Origin of the sequence: Vreelandella glaciei (assembly GCF_013415125.1) — a bacterium.
Taxonomy (GTDB): Bacteria; Pseudomonadota; Gammaproteobacteria; order Pseudomonadales; family Halomonadaceae; genus Vreelandella; species Vreelandella glaciei.
Map to the genome: position 1 here is coordinate 16,549 of NZ_JACCDE010000001.1, position 22,586 is coordinate 39,134.

General features: G+C 54.8%; 18 protein-coding genes. 5 read left to right on the forward strand and 13 right to left on the reverse strand.

What is annotated here, in order from left to right; all coding sequences use genetic code 11:
* Window positions 1-15: 15 nt before the first annotated feature.
* The 5 genes from HZS80_RS00085 to HZS80_RS00105 are packed head-to-tail and all read right to left on the reverse strand — an operon-like array spanning window position 16 to window position 5,456.
* Entirely contained in the window at window positions 16-285 is a 270-nt protein-coding gene (locus HZS80_RS00085; RefSeq protein WP_008958594.1) for a K+/H+ antiporter subunit F, read from the reverse strand.
* A complete protein-coding gene (locus HZS80_RS00090; RefSeq protein ID WP_179914773.1) occupies window positions 279-776 on the reverse strand; it encodes a Na+/H+ antiporter subunit E in 498 nt (165 codons plus the stop codon). The genes HZS80_RS00085 and HZS80_RS00090 overlap by 7 nt, the downstream gene beginning before the upstream one ends.
* Window positions 773-2,287, reverse strand: coding sequence for a monovalent cation/H+ antiporter subunit D (locus HZS80_RS00095; protein WP_179914774.1), 1,515 nt, complete (start codon window positions 2,285-2,287; stop codon window positions 773-775). Before HZS80_RS00095 ends, HZS80_RS00090 begins: the two co-directional genes overlap by 4 nt.
* Window positions 2,284-2,616, reverse strand: coding sequence for a Na+/H+ antiporter subunit C (locus HZS80_RS00100; RefSeq protein WP_008958597.1), 333 nt, complete (start codon window positions 2,614-2,616; stop codon window positions 2,284-2,286). Before HZS80_RS00100 ends, HZS80_RS00095 begins: the two co-directional genes overlap by 4 nt.
* Window positions 2,616-5,456, reverse strand: coding sequence for a monovalent cation/H+ antiporter subunit A (locus HZS80_RS00105; RefSeq protein ID WP_179914775.1), 2,841 nt, complete (start codon window positions 5,454-5,456; stop codon window positions 2,616-2,618). The genes HZS80_RS00100 and HZS80_RS00105 overlap by 1 nt, the downstream gene beginning before the upstream one ends.
* A gap of 175 nt (window positions 5,457-5,631) precedes the next feature.
* Here HZS80_RS00105 and HZS80_RS00110 point away from each other — a divergent pair, with 175 nt between their 5' ends.
* Genes HZS80_RS00110 through HZS80_RS00120 form a run of 3 tightly spaced genes read left to right on the forward strand, consistent with a single transcriptional unit; the run spans window position 5,632 to window position 9,401 of the window.
* Window positions 5,632-6,522, forward strand: coding sequence for an ion transporter (locus HZS80_RS00110; protein WP_035566484.1), 891 nt, complete (start codon window positions 5,632-5,634; stop codon window positions 6,520-6,522).
* Between the two features lie 16 nt (window positions 6,523-6,538).
* Window positions 6,539-8,245: a 2-isopropylmalate synthase gene (gene leuA / locus HZS80_RS00115; RefSeq protein ID WP_035566482.1), complete on the forward strand. Its 1,707-nt coding sequence runs from the start codon at window positions 6,539-6,541 to the stop codon at window positions 8,243-8,245.
* Window positions 8,246-8,279: 34 nt separating this feature from the next.
* On the forward strand, window positions 8,280-9,401 hold the full coding sequence (locus HZS80_RS00120) for a hypothetical protein (protein WP_179914776.1): 1,122 nt from the start codon (window positions 8,280-8,282) through the stop codon (window positions 9,399-9,401).
* A 91-nt stretch (window positions 9,402-9,492) separates the two neighbouring features.
* On the opposite strand, the gene HZS80_RS00125 is transcribed toward HZS80_RS00120, so the two are convergent.
* The 3 genes from HZS80_RS00125 to HZS80_RS00135 form a co-directional block, all read right to left on the reverse strand.
* Window positions 9,493-11,529, reverse strand: a complete 2,037-nt coding sequence (locus HZS80_RS00125; protein ID WP_179914777.1) for a pyrroloquinoline quinone-dependent dehydrogenase — start codon at window positions 11,527-11,529, stop codon at window positions 9,493-9,495.
* A 10-nt stretch (window positions 11,530-11,539) separates the two neighbouring features.
* A complete protein-coding gene (locus tag HZS80_RS00130; RefSeq protein ID WP_035566476.1) occupies window positions 11,540-11,905 on the reverse strand; it encodes a hypothetical protein in 366 nt (121 codons plus the stop codon).
* 142 nt (window positions 11,906-12,047) lie between these two features.
* Window positions 12,048-13,094 (reverse strand): helix-turn-helix domain-containing protein, encoded by a 1,047-nt coding sequence (locus HZS80_RS00135; RefSeq protein ID WP_035566474.1) that lies wholly within the window; start codon window positions 13,092-13,094, stop codon window positions 12,048-12,050.
* 202 nt (window positions 13,095-13,296) lie between these two features.
* On the opposite strand from HZS80_RS00135, the gene HZS80_RS00140 reads away from it, so the two are divergent.
* On the forward strand, window positions 13,297-15,456 hold the full coding sequence (locus tag HZS80_RS00140; RefSeq protein WP_179914778.1) for a TonB-dependent siderophore receptor: 2,160 nt from the start codon (window positions 13,297-13,299) through the stop codon (window positions 15,454-15,456).
* Window positions 15,446-16,417, forward strand: coding sequence for an alpha/beta hydrolase (locus tag HZS80_RS00145; RefSeq protein ID WP_052703769.1), 972 nt, complete (start codon window positions 15,446-15,448; stop codon window positions 16,415-16,417). Before HZS80_RS00140 ends, HZS80_RS00145 begins: the two co-directional genes overlap by 11 nt.
* Window positions 16,418-16,420: 3 nt before the next feature.
* Here HZS80_RS00145 and atzF read toward each other — a convergent pair whose 3' ends face one another.
* The 5 genes from atzF to HZS80_RS00170 are packed head-to-tail and all read right to left on the reverse strand — an operon-like array spanning window position 16,421 to window position 22,578.
* Entirely contained in the window at window positions 16,421-18,241 is a 1,821-nt protein-coding gene (atzF, locus tag HZS80_RS00150; RefSeq protein ID WP_179914779.1) for an allophanate hydrolase, read from the reverse strand.
* A gap of 43 nt (window positions 18,242-18,284) precedes the next feature.
* The gene (locus HZS80_RS00155) at window positions 18,285-18,968 is read right to left on the reverse strand and encodes a GntR family transcriptional regulator (protein WP_179914780.1); all 684 of its coding nucleotides are present in this window, start codon (window positions 18,966-18,968) and stop codon (window positions 18,285-18,287) included.
* Window positions 18,965-20,647, reverse strand: coding sequence for a dipeptide ABC transporter ATP-binding protein (locus HZS80_RS00160; RefSeq protein ID WP_179914781.1), 1,683 nt, complete (start codon window positions 20,645-20,647; stop codon window positions 18,965-18,967). The genes HZS80_RS00155 and HZS80_RS00160 overlap by 4 nt, the downstream gene beginning before the upstream one ends.
* A gap of 10 nt (window positions 20,648-20,657) precedes the next feature.
* The gene (locus tag HZS80_RS00165; protein WP_179914782.1) at window positions 20,658-21,545 is read right to left on the reverse strand and encodes an ABC transporter permease; all 888 of its coding nucleotides are present in this window, start codon (window positions 21,543-21,545) and stop codon (window positions 20,658-20,660) included.
* Window positions 21,546-21,549: 4 nt separating this feature from the next.
* A complete protein-coding gene (locus HZS80_RS00170; RefSeq protein ID WP_179914783.1) occupies window positions 21,550-22,578 on the reverse strand; it encodes an ABC transporter permease in 1,029 nt (342 codons plus the stop codon).
* Between the last annotated feature and the right edge of the window lie 8 nt (window positions 22,579-22,586).

Sequence of the window (22,586 nt, forward strand, 5' to 3'; positions counted from 1 at the left end):
GATAGCTCATGTTAATCATTCGATAATGTCTCCGCGCAAAATATATTTGCACACCGCCACGGTGCTGATAAAACCTAGCATTGCGATCAACAGAGCTGACTCGAAATAGGTTTTGCTGTTCAGCCACAGTCCCAGCAGTACGATAAGCGCAATGGAGTTAACGTACATGGTGTCTAACGCGAGTACGCGATCAGGCAAGCTGGGCCCAATAGTCAAGCGGTAGAGGTTCATCAACAGCGCCATCACGACCAGAGCTAAGGTGATATAGAGTGCAATGCTTAACATTCGTAGATCTCCTTAAGCGGGCGTTCATAGCGCTCGCGAATCTGATTAATCAGCGCTTCCTCATCGTCCACGTTCAAGGCGTGAATCAGCAGTGATTTACCATCCATACGCAGATTGGCCGACACGGTGCCCGGTGTCAGGCTGATCGTGCTGGCGAGCAGCGTGATGGTGAACCGCTCCTCTAGCATTAACGGGTATTCAATAAAGTGTGGTTTAAGCTTGCGCCAGGGATTGGCGATTAAATAAGCCACTTCAAAGTTGGCAGTGATGATGTCGCCCAGCACACGGAAGAAAAAACGCAGCAGGGCGATTGGCTTAGCAATGCGAGGCCGTGCATCCCAAAAACGATGGGTCAGTAGGGGAATCAAAATAGCTAACGAGCCGCCTAACACGAAATGACCAAACGCGTAGCTGCGTACTAACAACAGCCACACGACGAGTAGAAGTATTGATAGCACAGGCGTGGGTAGCCAGGAACGCGGGGCGATCATTGGGCATCTCCAGCAGCATTGGGTAGTAGCGTGCGAATCAGCACCTGAGGGTTGGCTAATTGGTCAGCCGTCGCTTGAGTGTAGCTGCTCACGGGCCCTGCCAGTGCAACCAACAGCGGCGCTGCGCTAAGCAGCCAGATAACGCCAAACCACTGGCGACGGGGTAACGGTGTACCGCTAATGTTGCCACGATGGCTACGCCAAAACAGCGTAGAACCTGCACGGGAAAGTGCAATCAGCGAGGCTAGGCTGGTCAGCAGCAGTAACGGCCAAAGCCATAGGCGCTGCGTACCTTCGGCGGCATTAAGCATTAATGCCTTGCCGATAGCGCCTGAAAATGGCGGAACGCCAGCAACGGCGATGGCGCCAATAAAAAATAGCATGGCGAGCCCTGCGCCCTGTGCCATCGGGCGACCCTTCACCAGGCGCGTACCTGCTTTACCACGCTGCAGGCCGATCATTTCCGCTAGCAGGAATAAACCACCGGTAACCAGCGTGGTGTGGATCAGGTAATAGAGCAGGGCTGAGACAGCCTGAGGTGAGCGCATTCCGATACCCGCCAGCAGCGTGCCTACGGATACCAACACCAAATAAGCCACCAGCAAGCGCAAATCGCGTGCGGCCATTACGCCGACACCCGCGGCCGCCAAAGTAGCAAGCGATAGCCACCAAACCCAAGGTTGTTCCAGTGCTTCCAGCCCACCAGCGCTATCGCCAAACAGTAGGGAATAGACACGCAAAATAGCGTAGATACCTACCTTGGTCATGATGGCAAACAGCGCTGCTACCGGCGCAGGCGCGGATGCGTAGGCTTTGGGTAGCCAGAAGTAGAGTGGCAGGATGGCGGCTTTTAACCCAAACACCACCAGTAGCATTAATGCGCCAGCGGTGACTAGGCCTTCACGCTCTGCGGGCAGTTCAGCCACGCGGATCGCCATATCGGCCATATTGAGCGTGCCCGTGGCGCCATACAGAATCCCCACCGCTATCAGAAACAGCGACGAGCCTGCCAGGTTGAGAACCACGTAGTGGACGCTGGCTTGAATGCGCGCTTTTCCTCCGCCGTGCAACAGCAGCGCGTAAGAGGCCAATAGCAGTACTTCAAAAAAGACGAACAGGTTAAACAAATCACCGGTTAAAAAGGCGCCGTTGATGCCCAGTAGTTGCCACTGAAAAAGACCATGGAAGTTACTGCCTTTTTCATCATCCCCCGCGCAGGCAAATACCACGGCGCCAACCGCCAAAACAGCAGTGACCAGCAGCATCAGTGCCGATAGGCGATCCAGTACTAGCACAATGCCGAACGGTGCTTGCCAATCGCCCAGGGCATAATAAGTGACCTGATCACTCGCGGCTTGGCGCAAAAGGCCGATTGCTACCAGCAGTAATAGCACGGTGGCGGCAACGCTGACTGCACGCTTATAGCGCACTAAGCCTTGCCGTTGGTAGAGCAGTAATATACCCGCCACTAGCGGTAAAACGACAGGAAAAACAATCAGGTGCTGCATCATTCTCGGTCTTCCTTTTTACCGTCGACATGGTCGTTACCCACTTCACTGCGCGCCCGCATGGCTAGAATCACCACGAATGCGGTCATCGCAAACCCGATGACAATGGCCGTGAGCACTAGCGCCTGGGGGAGTGGGTCGGCATAGTTCGTTCCTTCGGACACGATGGCGGGCCCATCAGTGGTGAGACCTCCCATTGAAAACAGAAACAAATTCACTGCATAAGAGAGCAGGGTTAGGCCTACTACCACGGGAAAGGTACGGCCTCGCAAGGTTAAGTAGAGACCACAGGCGGTTAAGACGCCGGTGGTCATTGCATAGAGCAGTTCCATTAACGAGGCTCCTTAGCAGAAGAGGTTGCAGCAGCGGCATCGGTGTCTTTTTCTGAGGCTTCAGTAACCGGGCGATGGGCGGTGGTGACCTTACCAAGGTTGGCAAGAATCATCAGTGTGGCGCCCACCACCGCTAAGTAGACACCCAGATCAAAGAGCAGCGCGGTGGCCAATTCAAAGGTGCCGATCAGCGGTAGGCTGAAGTAGTCAAAGGCAGAGGTGAGGAACGGATGACCAAACAGCCAGCTACCCAGCCCCGTGAGCGTAGCAACGGCGACCCCGATAACGGCTACCGGTTGGAAGGGGAAATCCAGACGCTCTTGCGCCCACTCCACGCCACGCGCCATATACAACAGAATGAGGGCGACTGCGGTAATCAGGCCGGCAATAAATCCACCGCCCGGCTGATTGTGGCCACGCAGGAAGATAAACGCAGAGACCAGGAGCGCCAGCGGCAGCAGTGTCATTGAAATCGACGTTAGCACCGCCGGGTAGCGGTCGGGTGACCATACCCGTCCCTCACCGTCACTGTGTGGCATAAACAGGCGTAATCGGTTGAGCAGCTTAAAGATCGCCAGACCCGCGATGGCCAATACGGTGATTTCCCCTAAGGTATCGAAACCACGGAAGTCGACCAGAATGACGTTGACGACGTTGTAGCCGCCACCACCGGGTTTGCTGTTTTCCACAAAGAAGCTGGAAATCGACAGCGTATCGCGCGTCATGACGGCGTAGTTAAGGCTGGCGATCACCAGGCCAAGCGAACCTGCTAGTAACATATCGCGAACGTTGCGTAGTGGGCTGGATTCGCGCGGCGTTTTTTGTGGTAAGAAAAATAGTGCCAGCATCAGCAGAATCATGGTCACAACTTCCACTGAAAGCTGTGTCAGCGCTAGATCGGGTGCCGAGAAACGGGCAAAGGTCAGTGCAACGAACAGCCCAACTACCGACAGCATTAACAAAGAGATCAACCGGTAGCGATGGGTGGCGGCGGTCGCCACACCACCAAACATCAGCATCACAGCACCTAGAATAAGGATGCCGTCCAGCGGCTGATTTCCTGCCGCGCCGGTCAAGTTGGTGATTTGAACAAGGCCAATACCCCCCATTATCAGCGCTGCTAGCCATAGCCAGCCCACATAGCGTTGAAGCGAATTGCCTTCCAGAGCCGCAATCAGTTGCTCAGCACGGTAGCCGATTGAGATAAGAATGCGTTCAAAAACGCGTCGGGCGTCAATGCCTACAAATTGTTGCGTAAATCGGCGCACATCACCATGGCGCCAATACAGCGCAATCCCGATGACAAAGGCCAGCAAGCTCATGATTAGCGGTAGATTAACGCCGTGCCAGATAGCCAGATGAAAATCGAGCGGGCTTCCAATCACCGCTTCGCTGGCAAGTTCTAATAACCCTGTGGCCATAAAAGCTGGGAAAAGTCCGACCACCACACAAAGCACCACTAATATTTCTACCGGCAGGCGCATCAAATGCGGCGGTTCATGGGGCGTTTTGGGCGGTTCTTCACGGGCAGGTTTGAAAAAGACGGCGTGTACTAAACGCAGCGAATAAGCGACCGAGAGAATGCCGCCGAGGGCCGCTAGCGCGGGTAATAGCCAGCTCACCCCACCCAAAACGGGGGTTGCTAACGACTCGGTAAAGAACATCTCTTTGGATAAAAAGCCATTAAATAGCGGCACGCCCGCCATGGCGGCAGCCGCCAGCGTGGTCAAGAGCGCCGTGACAGGCATGGCTTTTTTCAGGCCACCCAGCTGCTTTAGCTCCCGGGTGCCGGTCTCATGATCGATAATGCCTGCACTCATAAACAGAGCGGCTTTGAAAGTAGCGTGATTGAGGATATGGAAAAGCGCAGCCAGGATCGCCATGGGACTGCCAATGCCTAACAGTACCGTGATTAAACCTAAATGACTGACCGTGGAGAACGCTAAAATGCCCTTCAGATCGGTTTTCATCAGAGCAAACCAAGCGCCGTACAGCATGGTGACGATGCCGACGAGTGAAACGACCACGCTCCACAGCTCACTGCCAGCGATGGCAGGGTGCAACCGCGCCATCAGGAAAATGCCCGCTTTCACCATCGTCGCCGAGTGGAGATATGCCGATACTGGCGTGGGCGCCGCCATCGCATGAGGTAACCAAAAATGGAAAGGAAACTGTGCGGATTTGGTAAAGGCCCCCAGCAGTACCAAACCGAGCATGAGGGGGTAGCGCGGGTCGGCAAGAATGACGTCTCCGCTGGCTAACACATCGCCCATATTGAAGCTGCCCGCCATATCGCCTAGCAGCAGCAAACCTGCCAGTAGCGCAAGGCCACCCGCGCCGGTGACCGTTAACGCCATACGGGCGCCTTTGCGCGCATCACTGCGGTAGGACCAGTAACCGATCAGTAAAAACGAGGAAAGGCTGGTTAACTCCCAGAATAGCCATAGCAGAATCAGGTTATCCGACATTGAAATACCGACCATTGACGCCATAAAAAGCATCAGGAAGGCGTAGAATCGGCCAAAGGGTTCATCTTTTGCTAAGTAGTAGTGGGCATACAGAATAATCAGTAAGCCAATGCCCAGTATCAACAGATTAAACAGCAGCGATAGCCCATCGAGGCGGAATGCTAAGTCCAGCGCTAGCTCAGGCATCCAGGTGGCCGAAAAACGTAGTTGCTCACCGTCTAGCAGGGCTGGCACGTTGAGTAGCGTCATTACTAAGGCGGTCGCTGGCAGCACTGCCGTCGCAAGTGAACAGAAACTGCGACCACGCTGTGCGGTAAGTGCCGGCACCAGTACGCCTAGCAGAGGCAATAAGGCTATCCAAAGCAGTGTCATGGGGGATCATCCAGCGGCTAAAGTTAAAAAATTCAAAAGAGTACCAACAGGGCGCTTTGAGGGCGTTCTGATGGCGTAGGATACATCAAGTGAAACAACAGGATATCACTTGTGTAGAAGGTGTGTAGTTTTAGTATAAAGTGTGCCGGTCAACCGTTGAGAGATTTTACGTTCCATGAGTGAACCCTTTAATACCTGGCAAGCCCGTTTTGAAAGGCTGCGTAGTAATAAGATTTTTGAAGCGGTCGTGATTGCCATTATCGTCATTTCTGCCCTGGTGATAGGGGCAAAAACCTATGAAGAAACCACTCAAGTGGAGCAGTGGCTGCTCTATCTTGATATGGCGGTCACCATATTTTTCCTGATTGAGATTTTAATCAGGATAGCCGCTGAACGCACGCTACTGAGTTTCTTCAAGAAAGGGTGGAACGTCTTTGACTTCCTCATCGTGACCGCCAGCCTGATTCCCATGGATGACTCTGAAATGGTGCTGCTGGCTAGGCTACTGCGTATTTTCCGGGTGCTGCGCTTGGTCTCGATGATTCCCGAGCTACAAATGCTGTTAAGCGCCTTGGTCAAGTCGGTGCCACGGATGGGGTATGTCGTCCTGTTGATGTTTATCATCTTCTACATATACGCCGCCATTGGGAGCTTCCTTTTCCACAATGTGGACGAGGGACTATGGGGCAATATTTCCCTGGCCATGTTGACGCTATTTCAAGTGGCGACCTTCGAGAGCTGGGCCACGGCGGTGCTTTATCCGACCATGGAGGTTTATCCTTACGCCTGGATCTATTTTTTAACCTTCATCTTTTTGAATGCCTTTATTTTTCTCAATATGATGATCGGTATTGTGCTGGATGTGATGCAGAAAGAGAGCGCGCAAATGGCGCTGGACAACGGCGAAGGTGAAGAAGCCGAGCTGCAGTCGCTGCGCAATGATGTTCGCGGGCTGAAAGCGCAGCTTGACCGTATGGAGTCAGCACTCTCTCAAGCATACTCGCCAGCCCCAACACACCAGAATGATGCGGGCGGTAAGCACAGCGACAAGCCCACCACTGACTGATTTTAGGAGAGCCGCCATGATGTTGTCTGACCCCGCCAAAAAGTACCGCCCCTTTGTAGCCGTTGATCTACCTGACCGCCAGTGGCCGAGCCAGCGCATTGAAGCAGCGCCTGTCTGGTGCAGTGTGGATCTGCGCGACGGTAATCAATCGCTGATTGATCCGATGGACCAGGAGCGTAAGCAGCGCTTGTTCGACATGCTGTTGAATGTTGGCTTTAAGCAGATTGAAGTCGGCTTTCCTTCGGCCTCGCAAACCGATTTTGATTTCGTACGCTCGCTGATCGAGCACGATAAGATCCCTGAGGATGTGACCATTCAAGTGCTGACCCAGGCGCGCCCGCACTTGATTGAACGCACCTTTGAGGCACTTCAGGGTGCTAAAAACGCTATCGTCCACGTCTATAACGCCACTGACCCAATGTTCCGCCGGGTAGTGTTTAACGTTGATAAAGCGGAGTGTGTGCAGATTGCTGTAGAGGCTACTCAACAGATTCGCGCGCAGATGGAAGCTGTGCCAGAAACTAACTGGACCTTTCAGTACTCGCCGGAGCTGTTCACCACCACCGAGATGGATTTTGCCGTTGAGATCGTCGAAGCGGTCATGGAAGCCTATGGCGCGAGCACTGATAAACCGATGATCGTAAACCTGCCCGCAACGGTAGAAGTCGCCACGCCCAATAACTATGCCGACCAAATTGAGTGGTTCTGTCGCAACGTCAAAAATCGGGATTATCTGATTGTTAGCGTTCACCCGCATAACGACCGCGGTACCGGCGTGGCGGCAGCAGAATTGACGCTAATGGCGGGAGCTGACCGCGTTGAGGGCACGCTGTTTGGTAATGGCGAGCGTACCGGTAACGTCGATATTGTTACATTGGCGATGAACATGTACACCCAGGGCGTTCACCCGCAGCTCGATTTCTCCAATATCACTCCGATCATGCGCGAGGTGGAGTACTGCAATCAGCTGCCAGTGCATCCTCGCCACCCCTACGTGGGCGATTTGGTATTCACCGCGTTCTCTGGCTCTCATCAGGATGCGATCAAAAAAGGCATGGCGGATCGCCGTGCGAATCCAGAGGCTGTGTGGGATGTGCCCTATCTTCCTATTGACCCGCTGGACGTGGGGCGCAGCTACGAAGCTGTTATCCGGGTTAATAGCCAATCGGGTAAAGGCGGCGTTTCTTACCTGCTCGAGCAGGAGCACGGCATTGAGTTGCCGCGTCGCCTTTCGATTGAGTTCAGCCAGGTGGTGCAGGAAGTCGCTGAGCGGACCGGGCGCGAGATCACGTCGCAGATGATCTACCAAGCATTCTCTGATGAGTATCTGGAGCAGCGAGCACCCTTTGGGTTGGTGAGTCACCGGCTCTCTTCTGAACCTGGCAGCCCCAAAGTGACGCTGGACGCCGTGATTGAGGAGAACGGCACACGGCAAACGTTAAAGGGCGAGGGCAACGGCCCGTTAGCCGCCTTTATTAAAGCATTGGCAGCGGCTGGGCACGATGTAGAGATTATCGACTACCACGAGCACTCCCGTGGCCAAGGCGCTGATGCTGAAGCGATTGCCTATGTAGAAGTGCGTATCGACGGTAAAGCGGTGTTCGGTGTAGGTAACGATGAAAGTATTACCAGCGCGTCGATGAAGGGGGTGCTGAGCGCCATCAACCGCCACCATTCGCCCCAGCCTGCGGCGGCCAACGTGACGGCGGAGACGTTGGGATAATCCTGCAGTTACCGACCGAGTGAGGTGGATTACGATGCGCCCCTGGCAAATAATAGTAGTAACCGCAATAGTAGTTGCCGGGCTAGCATCAACATTGGCCTCTCATGAGCCGTTTGAGTCCAAACTGGTTCGGTTGGAAGCTCAGCGGGCATTGCCCTCGCTAGAGGCGTCGCTTCAGCAGGAAACACCGGAGCTCAATGCGCTGTTTCTCAGCTATGCTGACGATCAGGCGCTGTGGATGAGCGCCTCTTTGGCGATTTTGCGCCACGGTGATAGGGCCCGCGATGTATTAGTGGAGTACGGCTTACTGCCCGATTTTCAGCGAGTACTGGTGCGCTATGGGGCCGACGCCATAATGCCCATCAGCTACTTTCGTAGCCACGATGTGGCTACGCTAAGGGCGCAACACTGGGTCGGCGAGCGCTATCAGCAGGTTAGTCGTTGGTGGAGCGACGAAGAGGGAGAAGCGGATTCAGCGTTTACTCCTTATCGTCGCGGGCAGATGGGCATTGCGCTGCTGGATGCCAATGGCCACGCGCTGCTTAACCAGTTTGTGGTCAGTGAACAAGGCGAAGTGGAGTGGCTACAAGGTGAGCGTCTGGTGGCGGGCCTGGGCGATTTCTTCACCAGTGGGCTACGCGATTTGGAAAGCCAGTGGCGGCGGGGTGACGACATCGGCGCTGCCGATCTAGGCTGGGCCGGTGTCGATCTACTCGTGATGGCCAGCACCGTGAAGGTGCTGCGAGCAGGCAGGGCGGCTCGTGCTGCTCGAGTGGGCAGCGTGGAAGCGCAGGGTGCTCGGACGGGATTGCGCCAAGGCGCGTTAATGAGTGGCAGCGGGCGTTTTGCGGCGTTGCCACGTATGGCCAAAGTTGCCGCTGTGGCGGGTACTGCCTATGTAGTGGTTCGCCATCCAAGCCTTGTGAGCGCACTTGGCGCTAACCTCTCTGGCTGGCTTGGCTGGCCAGTTTGGTTTGGCCAGTTTCTTATCTGGCTCGTCGTGCTACTGCCAGTACTCTTCATTGCTCGCTTTATCTACCGTTGGTTACTCACGCCGATACTGTGGCTGCTGGTGCCACTGATGCGGGTATGCTTTAGGACGGCAAATAATCAGTTGGCCAGGCGTACCAAGCCTCAGACCCGTGACCTTGGTTGACGCGTGGAGAGAAAGTAGCTGTTAACGTAAACGGGGCGGCCTCAGAGGCCGCCCCGTTTATCATTTTATCTACATTTACCTACGCTAAGGGTTATTCTGGCAGCGCGTAAACCGCGACCTGATCCCCTACCTGATCTTTGAGGATAGTATTGCCGCCGCCAATAAAGGCGACGTATTGGCGTCCCCCATACTCATAAACCGCAGGGTTGGAGACAGAAGGTGCTTCGACCTGATCCGTCCAGAGTTCCTCACCGGTTTCAAGCGAGTAGGCACGGACCTTGGCATCCATGGATGCGCCGATAAAGACGATATTGCCCGCCGTTACCGCCGGACCACCAATGGTGGGTGAGCCCCAGCTATCGGGCATAAAGAACCCATGCTGCTGTGATGCACCCATTGGACGGCGCCATTTTACATCGCCAGTGGTCATATCCAGGGCCACCAGCTCGCCAAAGGGAGGCTCCCAGCAGGGCATTCCAAGCCAGTTCTGAGCGATTTCAAGCAGGATCCCGTAGGGAGCCCCTTCTTGAGAGGCAAAGCCACTCTCATTCCCTGACGCTCTGTTGGCTGATTCATAGGCTTCGCGATCATAGAGCTTCAGGGTTTGTACAATGTGCGAGGTATTAACGATGGCGGTTTGGCTTGCGGGATCAAACGCCACGCCACCCCACTGCACACCACCGGCTGTGATGGGGTAACCCATAGTCCCTGCGCCTTCAGTGGTGGGCGGGGTGTATAGGCCCTCATACCAGAGATCGTCCCACAGGGCGGAGCACTCCCCGAAACTTACGGCATCAGCCAACGCCCAGACCTCGGGCTTCTCGGACTGATCCAGCAGCGGCGCTGGTTTCGTCGGGAAGGGCTGGGTAGGCGCATAAACTTCACCTTCTACATTACCGTCGCCGCCGGGTACTGGGCGCTCTTCAATCGGCCATACGTCTTCGCCGGTTTCACGATTGACGACAAACAAAAAACCCATTTTAGTCGCCTGGATGAGCGCCGGTATCTCCTCGCCATCCACGGTAATGTCCATGAGTGTTGGGGCGGCGTTAATATCGTAATCCCAGATATCGTGATGCACCCACTGACGTGACCAGGCTACTTCACCGGTCTCGATATCCAAGGCGGTGGTCGAAGTCACTAATGGTACGTCGTCGGTACGATTGCCACCCCAGAAGTTGGGCGACGGAGAAGACACGGGTAAATAGACTAAACCGAGCTCCTCGTCGGCGGACATGTGCGTCCACACATTGGCGGTACCGCTCTGCTCGCGTACCTCATCTGACAATGCCTGGAACGTCCATTCTCGTTCGCCGGTACGCGCATTGATCGCAAATACAGTGCCGGGCGGCGCTTGTTCATAGGCCCAGTCCATCCCCGCCCAACCAAGGATTAGGCGATCACCAACCACGGTGGGTGGCTGCAACAGCGACAGCGGCCACTTGTCGTTGGTGTCGTTCCACTGGTTGACGTCGAGCACGCCATTATTGGCAAAGCTTTCACACAGTTCGCCGCTATCAGCATCCAGAGCGAAAAGCTGGGCGTCCATGGTGCCCATATAAATAATTTTTTGGCAGGACTCGCCCTCCACAGGATCGTCGGCTTGCCAATAGGCAACGCCCCGATTCTTCAAAACAGGCTGGGTCAACGCTTCTAGAGAGGATTGTGTATCAAAACTCCACTTCTCTTCACCCGTGGCCGGATTGAGCGCCAGCACCCGATAAAAAGGGGTGCCGATATAGAGTGTGTCATTGGCAAATACCGGTGTGGCAGACCAAACGGTGGCTGGTAGTTCGCCCGAGCCATCGGCAACATCGCCCGTATGGATTTCCCACACTTTCTCCAGCTCACCTACATTGTCGGCATTGATTTGATTCAGAGGACTATATTTTTGCGCATTGAGCTGGCCATGGAAGCTATCCCAAGTGGGTTCATCGGGCACCAGCGGCATGGGCGTAGCGCTAATTTCTTCCTGTTGGGCACTGCTTTCCTGCTCCTCAGACTGCTCTTGAGCCGTGGGTTGCTCTTGCTCCCCAGGCTGCTCTTGAGCCAAAAGGGGCAAAGGGCTAAGGCAAATTCCCAGTGCAGTAGCCGTACAGCGTTGTTTAGTGGTGATCAAAGTCAGCATGGTAGGCTCCTTAGGCATGGGTGGCTCGGGCGTGATGCGACGGGCGAACCATATCGAGGATCAGCCCGATTAGGCCGATCACCATAGCTACGCAGACCCACCACTGGTGTAGCAGCATTGCAGCGAAAAAAGTGCCAGCAAGGCCTATCAGGGTAAGTACCCTTAGCGCGATGGATGCACCACGCCCTTTGACTACGGCAAGGAGAAGTGCCAACACCGCAAGAACGAGGCAGGCGACAATAGCGATTAACGCGCCAAGTGTTCCTGTCACCCCGGTTAACGGTGTGAAATAGGCATAAAGCGCAATAGCAAGCCCAGCAAGTGAGACTATCAAAACAATGATAGCGCCTACCCTGGAAGAGTTGGATGGCAACATAACGGTAAGGCCTCTGTGTGAGTGAGGTGCCTGACATTAAAGCTAAGTTAACGTCAGAAATCGTTAGCCCTATAAATTTAGCAGAGAACTAATATTTTTGGCTCTGTAAAGAGTTTTGAGTGCTCACAGGAAATAAGTAGCGCTACTTTTTTAACCAATGTTTATTTCTAATCGTTGGCACGCGCTGAGATGAGCGTGACGTTTGCCGGAAGTGGCTGGGTGTAGTGCTGAATTCGCGCTTGAAGGCAGTCGCAAAATTGGCGGCGCTCGCGTAGCCAGCAAGCGAGGCTGCTGTTTCTATGCTTACCCCTTGCGCTATAGCGTGCCGGGCCAGCGAAAGATGATAATGGCGTAAAAAACTGCCTAACGATTCCCCATACTGGCGATAAAAACGACGCTGAAGATTGCTTAAGCTCATGCCTAAATAGCTAGCCAAATCTGCTTGAGTCATTCGTTTCGCCTCACCGTTATCGATGAGGCTCATAAGAGTGGCTAAACGACGGTCTGACTTCTCCTGATGGGGAGGGGTAGGCGAATGGCTATTTTCAGTTGAGGACAGTTGCGCGCTGGCTAGTGCCTCGCCGGCCAAGGTCATTGCAAAGCCCAGGAGTTGAAGTCGGTGAGCAACGTTCTCTTTTGCTAACTGCTGCGGCGTGAAAAGCTGAGATGCTAAAGCGATCAAACCAGGCGAGGGCGCCCAGTAGTGAAGGTGGGGCAAACCATTGGGCGCTGCCATTAAATCGCTATGGCCATAGCGTGCTAACCAGTGTGGCGTAAGGCTAAGGGTCAGCGTGCGCTCAAACGCACCTGCTTGGCCAAGGCGCATAAAACTGGTCGCTGAAGGCAGGGCCACTAAAAGACCGGTATGAGGCGTTTGTGTGCCTAGTGTTTGAGGCCCTAATTGTACCTCAAAAGCGCCATAGCGCACCTGTACGGTTCCCTCAATTACCAAGGCGATCTTTATCCCTGCAGGCAATATTGCTTGGCTTTTCAAGCCAAATCGATCTTGGATGTCGGCCAGGCGTAGTTGCAACCCCGGCTCAAGTTCGCTGACCCACATACGTCCCGCTAAGGGTGCTGAGCGTTGGTCCCAGCAAGGTGCTTCCAGCCGCTGACGTTTGACCAGTGTTGCCGAGAGCTGCTGCAAATCGGCGGCGCTAATTTCTTGCTCGGTTGTCAGTTCGCCCACGCATGTCCTTTATGAAAGTGGTTCGCTTAAATCCTCGCTAGCTATCTGTTATAGCATTTTGCTGTGTTTGCAAAGCAAACCGCTATTTTCGCAAAGGCGAGGCGGGTTAAGTGATGCCATAATGCGCTGCCATAAGCTCTATTGCAATGAATTCTCATTCGCAAGTTGGTCAATGGTATCAGGGCACATAAGGGGACGCAGCATGGCATCTAAAGAAAAACTCATCCGACGTTCAGCGGTGATGATGGGCGGTTCGGCCGTTTTGTTAAGTTTCGCTCCCAGCGTTTTGGCTCAAGCGATTGAAGACGTGACACGGCTGGAACCTGTGACGGTGGAGGGTAACCGGCTTTATGAAATGTTGTCCTCTGAAGCCACCGGCGGTTATAGCGTCGACGCCGCCACTGTCGGCACTAAAACGCCTGCGTCGCTGCGAGATATACCGCAATCGGTTAGCGTCGTCACGCACGAGGCCATTGAAGATCAAAACTTTACCACGTTAGATGAGCTGGGGCGCCGGACGCCTGGGATGCGTGTGCTCACAAATGACAATGGCCGTTCATCCATTTACGCGCGTGGCTACGAGTACGATGAGTACAGCATTGACGGCCTGCCTGCTCCAATGACCAGCATTACCGGCTCCGTCCCCACGCTGGCAGCTTTTGATCGTGTAGAAATCATGCGTGGTCCTTCGGGCCTTTTTGATAGCACCAGTGAGATGGGTGGCATTGTAAATCTGGTGCGTAAACGCCCTACTGAAGATTTTCAGGGCCATGTAAACGGTAGCCTGGGAAGCGATCATCAGCGCTCTGCTCAAGTAGATTTATCTGGCCCCATTGCTACGAAAGGTCGGGTTCGTGGGCGATTAGTGATTGACCATACTGAACACAACCAGTTTGTCGACCACAATGAAAATGACCAAAATGATATTTATGCAGCGCTCGATATCGATTTGGATGAAGCAACAACGTTAGGTCTTGGCTATATCCATAATACTAAAGATATAGCGGTGAACAACGGCCATCCGGTCGGTAGTGATGGTGAACTGCTTTATGGGTCGCGCGCTGATTTCTACGGCGCTGATTGGAACGATTTTAATAGCCAATCCAATGATTGGATTGCTGAATTAACCCATCGGTTTGATACCGGCGGCTATGGCCGCTTGGCGGCGCGTTATTCGGATCGTAATGCTGACTATAATTACGCCTTCGGTGGAAGTGCACTGGATGCCGACGATACCCTCACGGTGGCGGGTACCGCTAGCGTTATTGATCAGCAGGCGCTGGCGGTGGATGCAAGCTACAGCCAGCCGTTTTCAGCGTTTGGTAACGTTAGCGAATTCGTCGTGGGTAGTGATTACAAACGCTTTGATACCGAAACGGAGTCAGGCAGCTCGCGTAGCGTGGCGGGTGGGCGTGTGACCCTAGAGGAACTGAACAATTTAGCATACGTCAACATTCTTGATGCAGCGCGTACCAGTGGGTCAGGCTACACCGATACAGCGACTAATCTTGAAGAGACGGGCCTTTACGCAAAACTGACGCTGCGCCCAGTGCAGCCGTTAGCGTTAATCGCCGGTGGGCGGGTAAGCCATTACGAGCTTGAATACCAGAACCGCTATGCAGTTACGGAACAGAACCGTAGTGACACGGAAATCACCCCCTATGCGGGGCTGGTGTTCGATATTGATAACGACCACTCCGTGTATGCCAGCTACTCACAGGTATTTAAGCCCCAAACGGAAAGCGATGTGAATGGGGACTTGTTAGCGCCGCGGGAAGGGGAACAGTATGAACTAGGCGTTAAGGGCAGTTACATGGGCGGCGATTTAAACGCCCGCGTCAGCGCCTTCCGCTTGTATGACGAAAACCGTGCCGCTGCGCCTGCAGATACGTCTGCCAGCTATTCAGAGTCAGTGGGTAAAATGCGGATTCAGGGAGCAGAGTTTGAAGTTACCGGAAGCCTAACCGACCAATGGGAGGTTATTGCCGGCTATACCTATCTGGATACCGAAGTAAAACGCAGTTCTTCAGCACGTGCAGACGGTATTTTTCTACTGATGCCTCATAACATCGTGAACGTATGGACGCAGTACGACTTCGCTGGCGATACCCTGGGCGGCTTGCGTATCGGCGGCGGCGTGACCGCCATGAGTGGTTTTGAGTCCAGCAGCGGGATCGAGGCGCCAGGCTATGCAGTGGTCGACGCCATGATCGCCTATGACTTCACCTCGCAGCTCAGTGGTCAGCTCAACATCAACAACCTGCTGGATCGCGATTACTATAACCGGGTAGGCGGCGTGAACACCTTCAACATGCCGGGGGCCCCGGCCAACATGGTGGCATCGCTACGCTATGACTTTTAATGGTGTGATCAAGCGCCACGGGAAACCGTGGCGCGCTTTTCGTTTTCAAACGGCTTATCGGCAACTGCGCCATTGGGCTTTTTTACTACTGTGCTGGATTCCGGCCATGGCTTATTGTTCGCTACCCGGTGAAGTAATACTGCCGGGCACCTCGGAATTTACGCTGGTATCACCCGAAACAGGACATGCTTACTTAATTCAGTTATCAGTGCCCGATGCACCACCCCCAGAAACCGGCTATTCCGTACTGTACTTACTGGACGGTAACGCTCGCCTTCCGCTGTTACAAGCCGCACGCGATACACTAACGCGCAGAGGGCCGGAAGGCGCGGGCAGCCCGCTACTGATTGTGGCGATTGGCTACCCTGAAACAAGCCGTTTTAATATGGACCGACGCAGTGAAGACTTTACGCCTTCCGTACCCCATGGCCACGATACCGTTAGCCAAAACCAGCAGAGACCACAGGCCGGTGCGGAACGCTTTCTTGCGTTTATCGAAGAACACCTAAAGCCTGAAATCAATCGGCGCTTTGCTTTAGATAGCGATCAAGAAGCGATATTGGGTCATTCATTAGGTGGACTCTTTGTACTTCATGTGCTTCTCAACCAACCAGCAAGTTTTGATAATTACATAGCGATTAGCCCATCGCTTTGGTGGTATGGCGAAAAGCCGCTTGATAGGCTATTTAATCAAGACTCAGCGTTAGCGGGTATACCTAATGGCACTCGTCTTATGATTGGCGTGGGCGAACAGGAGCAGCCTGCCTTTGATCACCATAACGAATCCGAGCGCGCCAGACGGCAGCGCGCTCGGGGAATGGTCGATAATGCTCAAGGCTTTGCCAAATGGCTCTCTAACCAGCGAAGCATGGAAGTACGCTTTACGCTCTATCCGGGAGAGAACCATGGCAGCGTCATGTGGCCCGCCACACGACAAGCGCTTGAGTTTTTGGATAAATAAACGTTATTTAGCAGCGAGTTTTTTGAGCCACCCCCGCCAGCCACCAAACTCGGTAATATCTTCTGCCTCGCCCCCTTCATTGAGTGCGCCTGCAGTGCAAATAAAGCCGCACTTCCAACTGCCGTCGGCGAGCTCCACCTGGCCTAAACCGAGCGGTGCGGGTATGCCAGCTAAAAAACTGCCGAGGGTTTCAATAGGCAGGCGCCATACTTCCACTTCAATCGCTTGGCCTTTGTCGTCCCGCAGCATCGCCGGGCGCTTGGGTGGCCCGCCCGCCAGCGCAAACAGCTTATAGCGCGGTGCGCTTTGGGTGATGCTAACCAATACGCCACCCCGCTGGGTGAGCTGATGATTAAGCGGCAGCCCTTTTAGGTGCGCACCGCACACTACTAATTCCATACTGCCATCTTGGGCAGAAACGGGGAGTTCCGCTAAGGGCAAGTGGGGAATACCGGTTGCGCCTAAGGGCAGCATCAGGCGCGCTTCCAGGGCGCGAGCAAGTGACAGTAACGTTAGATCAGCGAATACCGGCCCAAAGAGCGTGATGCCTACCGGTAAGTCCTGTTCGCTAAAGCCTACCGGCACGGCCAGGGCGCTGTAGTCGAGTAGGTTCATAAAGTTGGTCCAAGTGCCCAGGCGGGAGTTAACACCGATAGGGTCTGCCGCCACCTCATCCTTGCTGGGGTGGGTAACCGTGGTAGGCGTGAGCATCACATCTACCTGTCCGATCAGCGCGTCGGCCTGGCGCTTGTACTCAGCGAGCTTATAGCGCGCATCAAAGGCGTCTACCGCTAGCGGCGTGGCGCCCCCCTGGGTGATTTGGAAAGTCACCGGGTGCACTGCATCCGGGTTGCTCTCCATCAGTTCACGGATCACATGGTAGCGTTCGGCCACCCAAGGCCCTTCGTAAAGCAAGCGTGCTGCCGCCAGTAACGGCGAACAATCCAGCTCAACTTTTTCACCGCCAAGAGCTTCAAGCTCAGCAATCGCCTGATGCATGCCTTGGGTATAGGCCATATCGGTTTGCCACTGGGATTCCAGCGGAACCCCAAAGTGAAACGCGGCGGGCGCTTTTCCGTAGCGTCTACCGAGTACGGCAAAGTTATGCTGGCGGGACCAGGCGCACTGGTCATCATAGACAGCGGTAATCTCCAGCAGCTTGACGCTGTCGTCAGCGGTGAGCGCAAACAGGCTAATGGTATCCAGTGTGGCGCAGGCGGGTACCACACCGCGGGTGCTAAGCAGCCCCAGGCTGGGTTTAACGCCATATAAGTTATGGAAACAGGCGGGCACACGGCCGGAACCGGCGGTATCGGTGCCCAACGCAAAGCTCACCATGCCAGCCGCCGTTACCACTGCCGAACCGCTGCTAGAACCGCCGGGCACCAGCGTTGAGTCAAACGCATTGGCAGGCGTGCCGTATACTTCTAGCGCGCGCTCGCCTACTAAGCCCGTTGCAAACTGATCCAGATTGGTTTTACCCATGGGAATCGCGCCCGCATCAATTAACTGTTGCACTACAAAGGCGTTTTCTGTGGGCGTATAGGCATACGCCGGGCTGCCTGCTGTGGTTGGGATCCCTGCTAGGTCAATATTGTCCTTCAGCGCAAAGGGAATGCCGTAAAGCGGCAGGGTTTCTGGCGACTCGCCTTTCAGGCGCTGCAAGTAGGGTTCCAGCTGTTCTCGCGTCAGGCGAGTAATCCAGGCGGGGTCTTGGCCGTTGCTTTCGGCTTGTGTGAGTAGCTCGTCGATTAATGCGGCAGGTGTGAGTTCACCCTGCTGGTAGGCGGCGTGCAGTGATTCGATGGTAAGTGAGTAGCGCATCGTGTCTTCCTTGCTCAGAGTCTGTTTTCATCAATGCTGTTTTTTAAATTCTGTGCTCTTCAATGTAATGCTGGGTGCTAATACTGACCTGCATAACATGCGAGCGTGTGGCGCGGGCGGCAGCTTCGCCATCGCCTTCTAGAATGGCGGTGACAATGGCGTCGTGCTCTTGCCAGGAGAGGCTGGGACGTTGTGGCATACGAAACTGCGCTTTACGGAAAGGCTTTAATCGGCTTCTTGTCGCTAGGGCCAAATCGCGCAGGTAAGGGCTATGGCTGCCTTCATAGAGATGCGTATGAAACTCATGGTTAAAGGCTTCGTAGTCACTGGTGGTGCCGTCGCGCACTATGCGTAAGGCATCTTTATGAAGGCGTTGAAGGGTTTTGCGCTCCTCAAGCGTCATTCGCAGTGCGCAGAGGCGGGCGCAGGCGGCCTCCAGTTCTGACATGGCTTCGTACATCGCCAGTAGCAATTCATCGGTGATGTTGGCGACCGTTACGCCACGGTTGGGACGCTTTTCGACCAGCCCCATAGCCGCCAGATGGCCAAACATCTCGCGTACCGGTGTGCGTGATACGGCAAAGCGCTCTGCAATTACCCGTGCATCCAACTTGGTACCCGGCGCGATGTCACCGCTGATAATCTCATCGGCAAGGATGCTAAGCATGTCGTCGACCGTAGTGCCTTCGCGTAACTTGGCTGGGCTTATGGCAGAAAGATTTTTCATAAAGCGGTCACTGGTGGGTGGGCAGAACTGGAGTGGATAGAGCTTGCTTGAGCCGGTGGGTGAGGAATCGCGTTAAGTAGCGCTCGCGTATAGGCGTGACTAGGCTCGCTCAGCAGTTTCTCAGTAGGGCCTTCCTCAACGATTTTACCTGCTTGCATCACCATCACACGGTCACATAACAATCGAACGACATTGAGATCGTGACTAATAAAGAGATAGCTCATATTGAGCTGCTCGCGCAGGCTCGCCAATAAGTTCAGCACGACTGCCTGAACAGAGACATCCAGCGCAGCGGTGGGCTCATCAAGAATCAGCAGCTTGGGTTCCAGGGCGATTGCTCGGGCAATACCAACTCGCGCCTTTTGCCCTCCAGAAAGTTGATGGGGAAAGCGGTCTAAAAGGTGGGCAGGCAAACCAACACGCTCAGCAAGCACGGATACCCGAGTGTTAAGTTCCTGGCGGTTGAGCTGGTCAAGCCTGCGCATAGGATCCTCTATTGAACGTCGGGCGCTCCAGCGTGGGTTAAGGCTATCCGTCGGGTCTTGAAACACCATTTGCAGTTTGCTGCGCAAGGGGTGATGAGCAAACTGCTTCGCGCTGATAACGGCAATATCGCTACCGGCGAACGTTAGCGCACCGCTAGTCGGATCCAGCAGGCGCATAATCATCGCTGAGGTGGTTGACTTGCCGCAGCCGCTCTCACCGACGAGTCCAAGGCTTTCGCCCTCGTGCAGGGTAAAGCTTAGATTATCCACTGCCCGCACTTCGTTAGCGGCCGAGCCAAAGGCTTTAACCAGGGAATCTACTTCAAGCAGCGGTGGGCCAATGGGCTGGCGCTTGGTGCTGGCACGGCGCTCATCATCGGCGGGTAGAAGATCGGCTACCTGGGAGTCAAGCCTGGGCGTGGCGCGCATTAAGCGCTGGGTATAAGGGTGCTGCGGGGATGCAAAGAGCGTTTCGACCGCAGCGGACTCTACGATTTCGCCTTTCTCCATCACCACAATCCTATCGCAGTAGCAGGCGGCTAAGCCCAAATCATGGGTAATCAGCAGCGTGGCCATCTGCCGCTCGGCGGCCAACTCGACGATCAAATCCATCACCGCTTTTTGCGTCGTCACATCAAGCCCCGTGGTGGGCTCGTCAGCAATAAGTAGTTGGGGGCGGCAGGCCAGAGCAATGGCAATCACAATGCGCTGGCACATGCCGCCAGAGAGCTCAAATGGGTAGGCGTGGTAGCGCTGTTCAGGATCACGAATGCGCACGGCTTGCAGCATCTTGATGGCTTTGCCGCGGGCATTCCCCCGTGTGGCCAGGCCGTGTTGAATCATCACATCTTCAATCTGTCGGCCAACGGCACGAATTGGGTTAAGGGCCGCGCGAGGGTTCTGAAAGATCATCGACATTTCACGCCCGCGCAGCTCACTCATGGTGCGTTCATCTGCGCCACCCACATCAACGCCACCAAATACAATACTGCCGTCGGCAATGCGCCCTGCACGATCAAGAATGCGCAGCAGGGCATAGGAGGTCACGGATTTGCCGGAGCCCGATTCACCCACAATGCCTAACGTCTCGCCTTTATTAATACTGATGTCGACTTTTTTAACCGCCGTGACGGTGCCATTACGGGTGGCGAATTCAACCGTTAAATCACGAATATCGAGCAGCGGGATAGCCATAGTAAACTCCTCAGGTACGCCGTAGCGGATCAACCAGATCGCGCAGCCCGTCGCCTAGCAAGTTAAAGGTGAACACTGCCAGCATGAGGGCCAGCCCTGGGAAGACGGCAAGCCACCACTGGCCCGAGACAATGTAATTGGCACCTTCAGCGACCATGATGCCCCACTCAGGGGTGGGTGGGCTGACGCCTAGACCTATAAACGAAAGCCCGGCAGCGTTTAGAATAGCCCAACCCATGTTGAGCGAAATTTGCACCATCATGGGGGGAAGTGAGTTGGGGAATATTTGAAATGCCAAAATACGCCAGTCCCGATTGCCGGATAATCGGGCGGCCTGTACGTAACCGGCCTGACGACGCACAGCGACTTCGGTACGCGCCATGCGGGCATAAAAAGGCAGGTTAATAATCGCCGTGGCATAGATGATGTTTTCAATGGTGTTGCCCGCTGCCGCGACAATCCCCATGGCCAGCACAAACAGCGGGAAGGCCATTATAGTGTCCATTAAGCGACCAGTAATTCGATCCGTCCAGCCGCCATAAAAACCGGCAATAGCGCCTAAGGTTGAGCCCACCACAAAGGCGATCGCTACGGCGGTCACCGCTATCATTAGATCGAGGCGAGTAGCGACCACCACACGTGAGAACACATCGCGCCCCAGGTGGTCAGTGCCAAACCAGTGCTGCCAAGAGGGCGCTTGTAGCGTACTGCTCGAATCAGTGGCTAATGGGTTATAGGGCACCAGCCAGGGGCCGAATAGCGCAGCGATCACTATCAGCACAAACAGCGCAAAAGCGACCGCTGTGACAGGGTTGTCGGTCATTACGTAGAGCAGGTGGCGTACGAAACGGCGTAGTGCGCCCTCTTTTGTGGTGCTCGCGGAGGTTAATGTGGTCATGGCGCTACTCCTGCGTATTTAGACGCGGATCCACCAGGGTGTAGATCACATCTATCAACAAGTTAAGGGCGACAAACAGCAGTGCCATAGTGAGTACAAACCCTTGTACTGAGGCGTAGTCCGATACCACCAAGGCTTCGACTGCGTAAGAGCCTATGCCAGGCCACGAAAACACTTGCTCTACCAATACGTTGGCCCCCAGCGCGAAGGAGAACACCATGCCTAGCGTGGTAATCACCGGCAGAATGGCATTGCGCAGGGCGTAGGTGAAAAGCACTTTTCGGCGCGGTAAACCGGCGGCACGGGCAGTGCGGATAAATTCGCTTTCCAGGGTTTGTAGCATGGCGGCGCGGGTCATACGTGCGATAGGCGCAAGGGTGAATAGCCCTAGCGTGATTGCGGGGAGCAGTAACTGCGATAGCGCTCCCCAAGCGGTTTCCAGGTCGCGATCAATCAGTGCATCAATGACGTAAAATCCGGTCACCTTGGGTGGCGAAAGATACAAAAAATCCAACCGGCCCATCGGTGAAGGAGCCCAACCGAGCAAATAGTAAAAGACGTAAATAAGCGCCAAGCCGGTGAAAAACGTGGGCAGTGATACGCCGGCGGTCACTACGGCACGGCATAGGTGGTCTACCCAGGTGTTAGGGCGCGTGGCGGCCAGAATACCCAGCGGTAAGGCAATAATCATTGAAAAGAGCAGCGCAAAACCGGTGAGCTCCAATGAGGCAGGCAAGCGGGTGGTGAGCTCGTGTATCACCGGCTGCCCAGTAGAGATTGCGGTACCCAAGTCGCCCCGGAACAGGTCTTGGACATAGCTGATAAACTGCAGTGGTAGAGGGCGATCTAGCCCCATGCTGACACGTATCTGCTGGATCGATTCGGCATTAGCGGCTGGCCCGGCAAAGTACGCGGCGGGATCCCCGGGCAGCGCCCGGGTAAGTAAGAACGAAACAATCACAATACCAATCAACACCGGTACCGCTTGAACGACTCGCCAGGCAATTAGGCGCGTTCGGGACATAGTGGCCATGCTGACTC

Excerpts from the sequence above, each read along its gene's own strand:
- HZS80_RS00130 (WP_035566476.1), bottom strand. The coding sequence starts at position 11,905 with ATGTTGCCATCCAACTCTTCCAGGGTAGGCGCTATCATTGTTTTGATA.
- HZS80_RS00165 (WP_179914782.1), bottom strand. The coding sequence starts at position 21,545 with ATGACCACATTAACCTCCGCGAGCACCACAAAAGAGGGCGCACTACGC.
- HZS80_RS00155 (WP_179914780.1), bottom strand. The coding sequence starts at position 18,968 with ATGAAAAATCTTTCTGCCATAAGCCCAGCCAAGTTACGCGAAGGCACT.
- HZS80_RS00090 (WP_179914773.1), bottom strand. The coding sequence starts at position 776 with ATGATCGCCCCGCGTTCCTGGCTACCCACGCCTGTGCTATCAATACTT.
- HZS80_RS00145 (WP_052703769.1), top strand. The coding sequence starts at position 15,446 with ATGACTTTTAATGGTGTGATCAAGCGCCACGGGAAACCGTGGCGCGCT.
- HZS80_RS00160 (WP_179914781.1), bottom strand. The coding sequence starts at position 20,647 with ATGGCTATCCCGCTGCTCGATATTCGTGATTTAACGGTTGAATTCGCC.
- leuA (WP_035566482.1), top strand. The coding sequence starts at position 6,539 with ATGATGTTGTCTGACCCCGCCAAAAAGTACCGCCCCTTTGTAGCCGTT.
- HZS80_RS00120 (WP_179914776.1), top strand. The coding sequence starts at position 8,280 with ATGCGCCCCTGGCAAATAATAGTAGTAACCGCAATAGTAGTTGCCGGG.
- HZS80_RS00100 (WP_008958597.1), bottom strand. The coding sequence starts at position 2,616 with ATGGAACTGCTCTATGCAATGACCACCGGCGTCTTAACCGCCTGTGGT.
- HZS80_RS00140 (WP_179914778.1), top strand. The coding sequence starts at position 13,297 with ATGGCATCTAAAGAAAAACTCATCCGACGTTCAGCGGTGATGATGGGC.
- HZS80_RS00125 (WP_179914777.1), bottom strand. The coding sequence starts at position 11,529 with ATGCTGACTTTGATCACCACTAAACAACGCTGTACGGCTACTGCACTG.
- HZS80_RS00170 (WP_179914783.1), bottom strand. The coding sequence starts at position 22,578 with ATGGCCACTATGTCCCGAACGCGCCTAATTGCCTGGCGAGTCGTTCAA.
- HZS80_RS00095 (WP_179914774.1), bottom strand. The coding sequence starts at position 2,287 with ATGATGCAGCACCTGATTGTTTTTCCTGTCGTTTTACCGCTAGTGGCG.
- HZS80_RS00105 (WP_179914775.1), bottom strand. The coding sequence starts at position 5,456 with ATGACACTGCTTTGGATAGCCTTATTGCCTCTGCTAGGCGTACTGGTG.
- atzF (WP_179914779.1), bottom strand. The coding sequence starts at position 18,241 with ATGCGCTACTCACTTACCATCGAATCACTGCACGCCGCCTACCAGCAG.
- HZS80_RS00110 (WP_035566484.1), top strand. The coding sequence starts at position 5,632 with ATGAGTGAACCCTTTAATACCTGGCAAGCCCGTTTTGAAAGGCTGCGT.
- HZS80_RS00085 (WP_008958594.1), bottom strand. The coding sequence starts at position 285 with ATGTTAAGCATTGCACTCTATATCACCTTAGCTCTGGTCGTGATGGCG.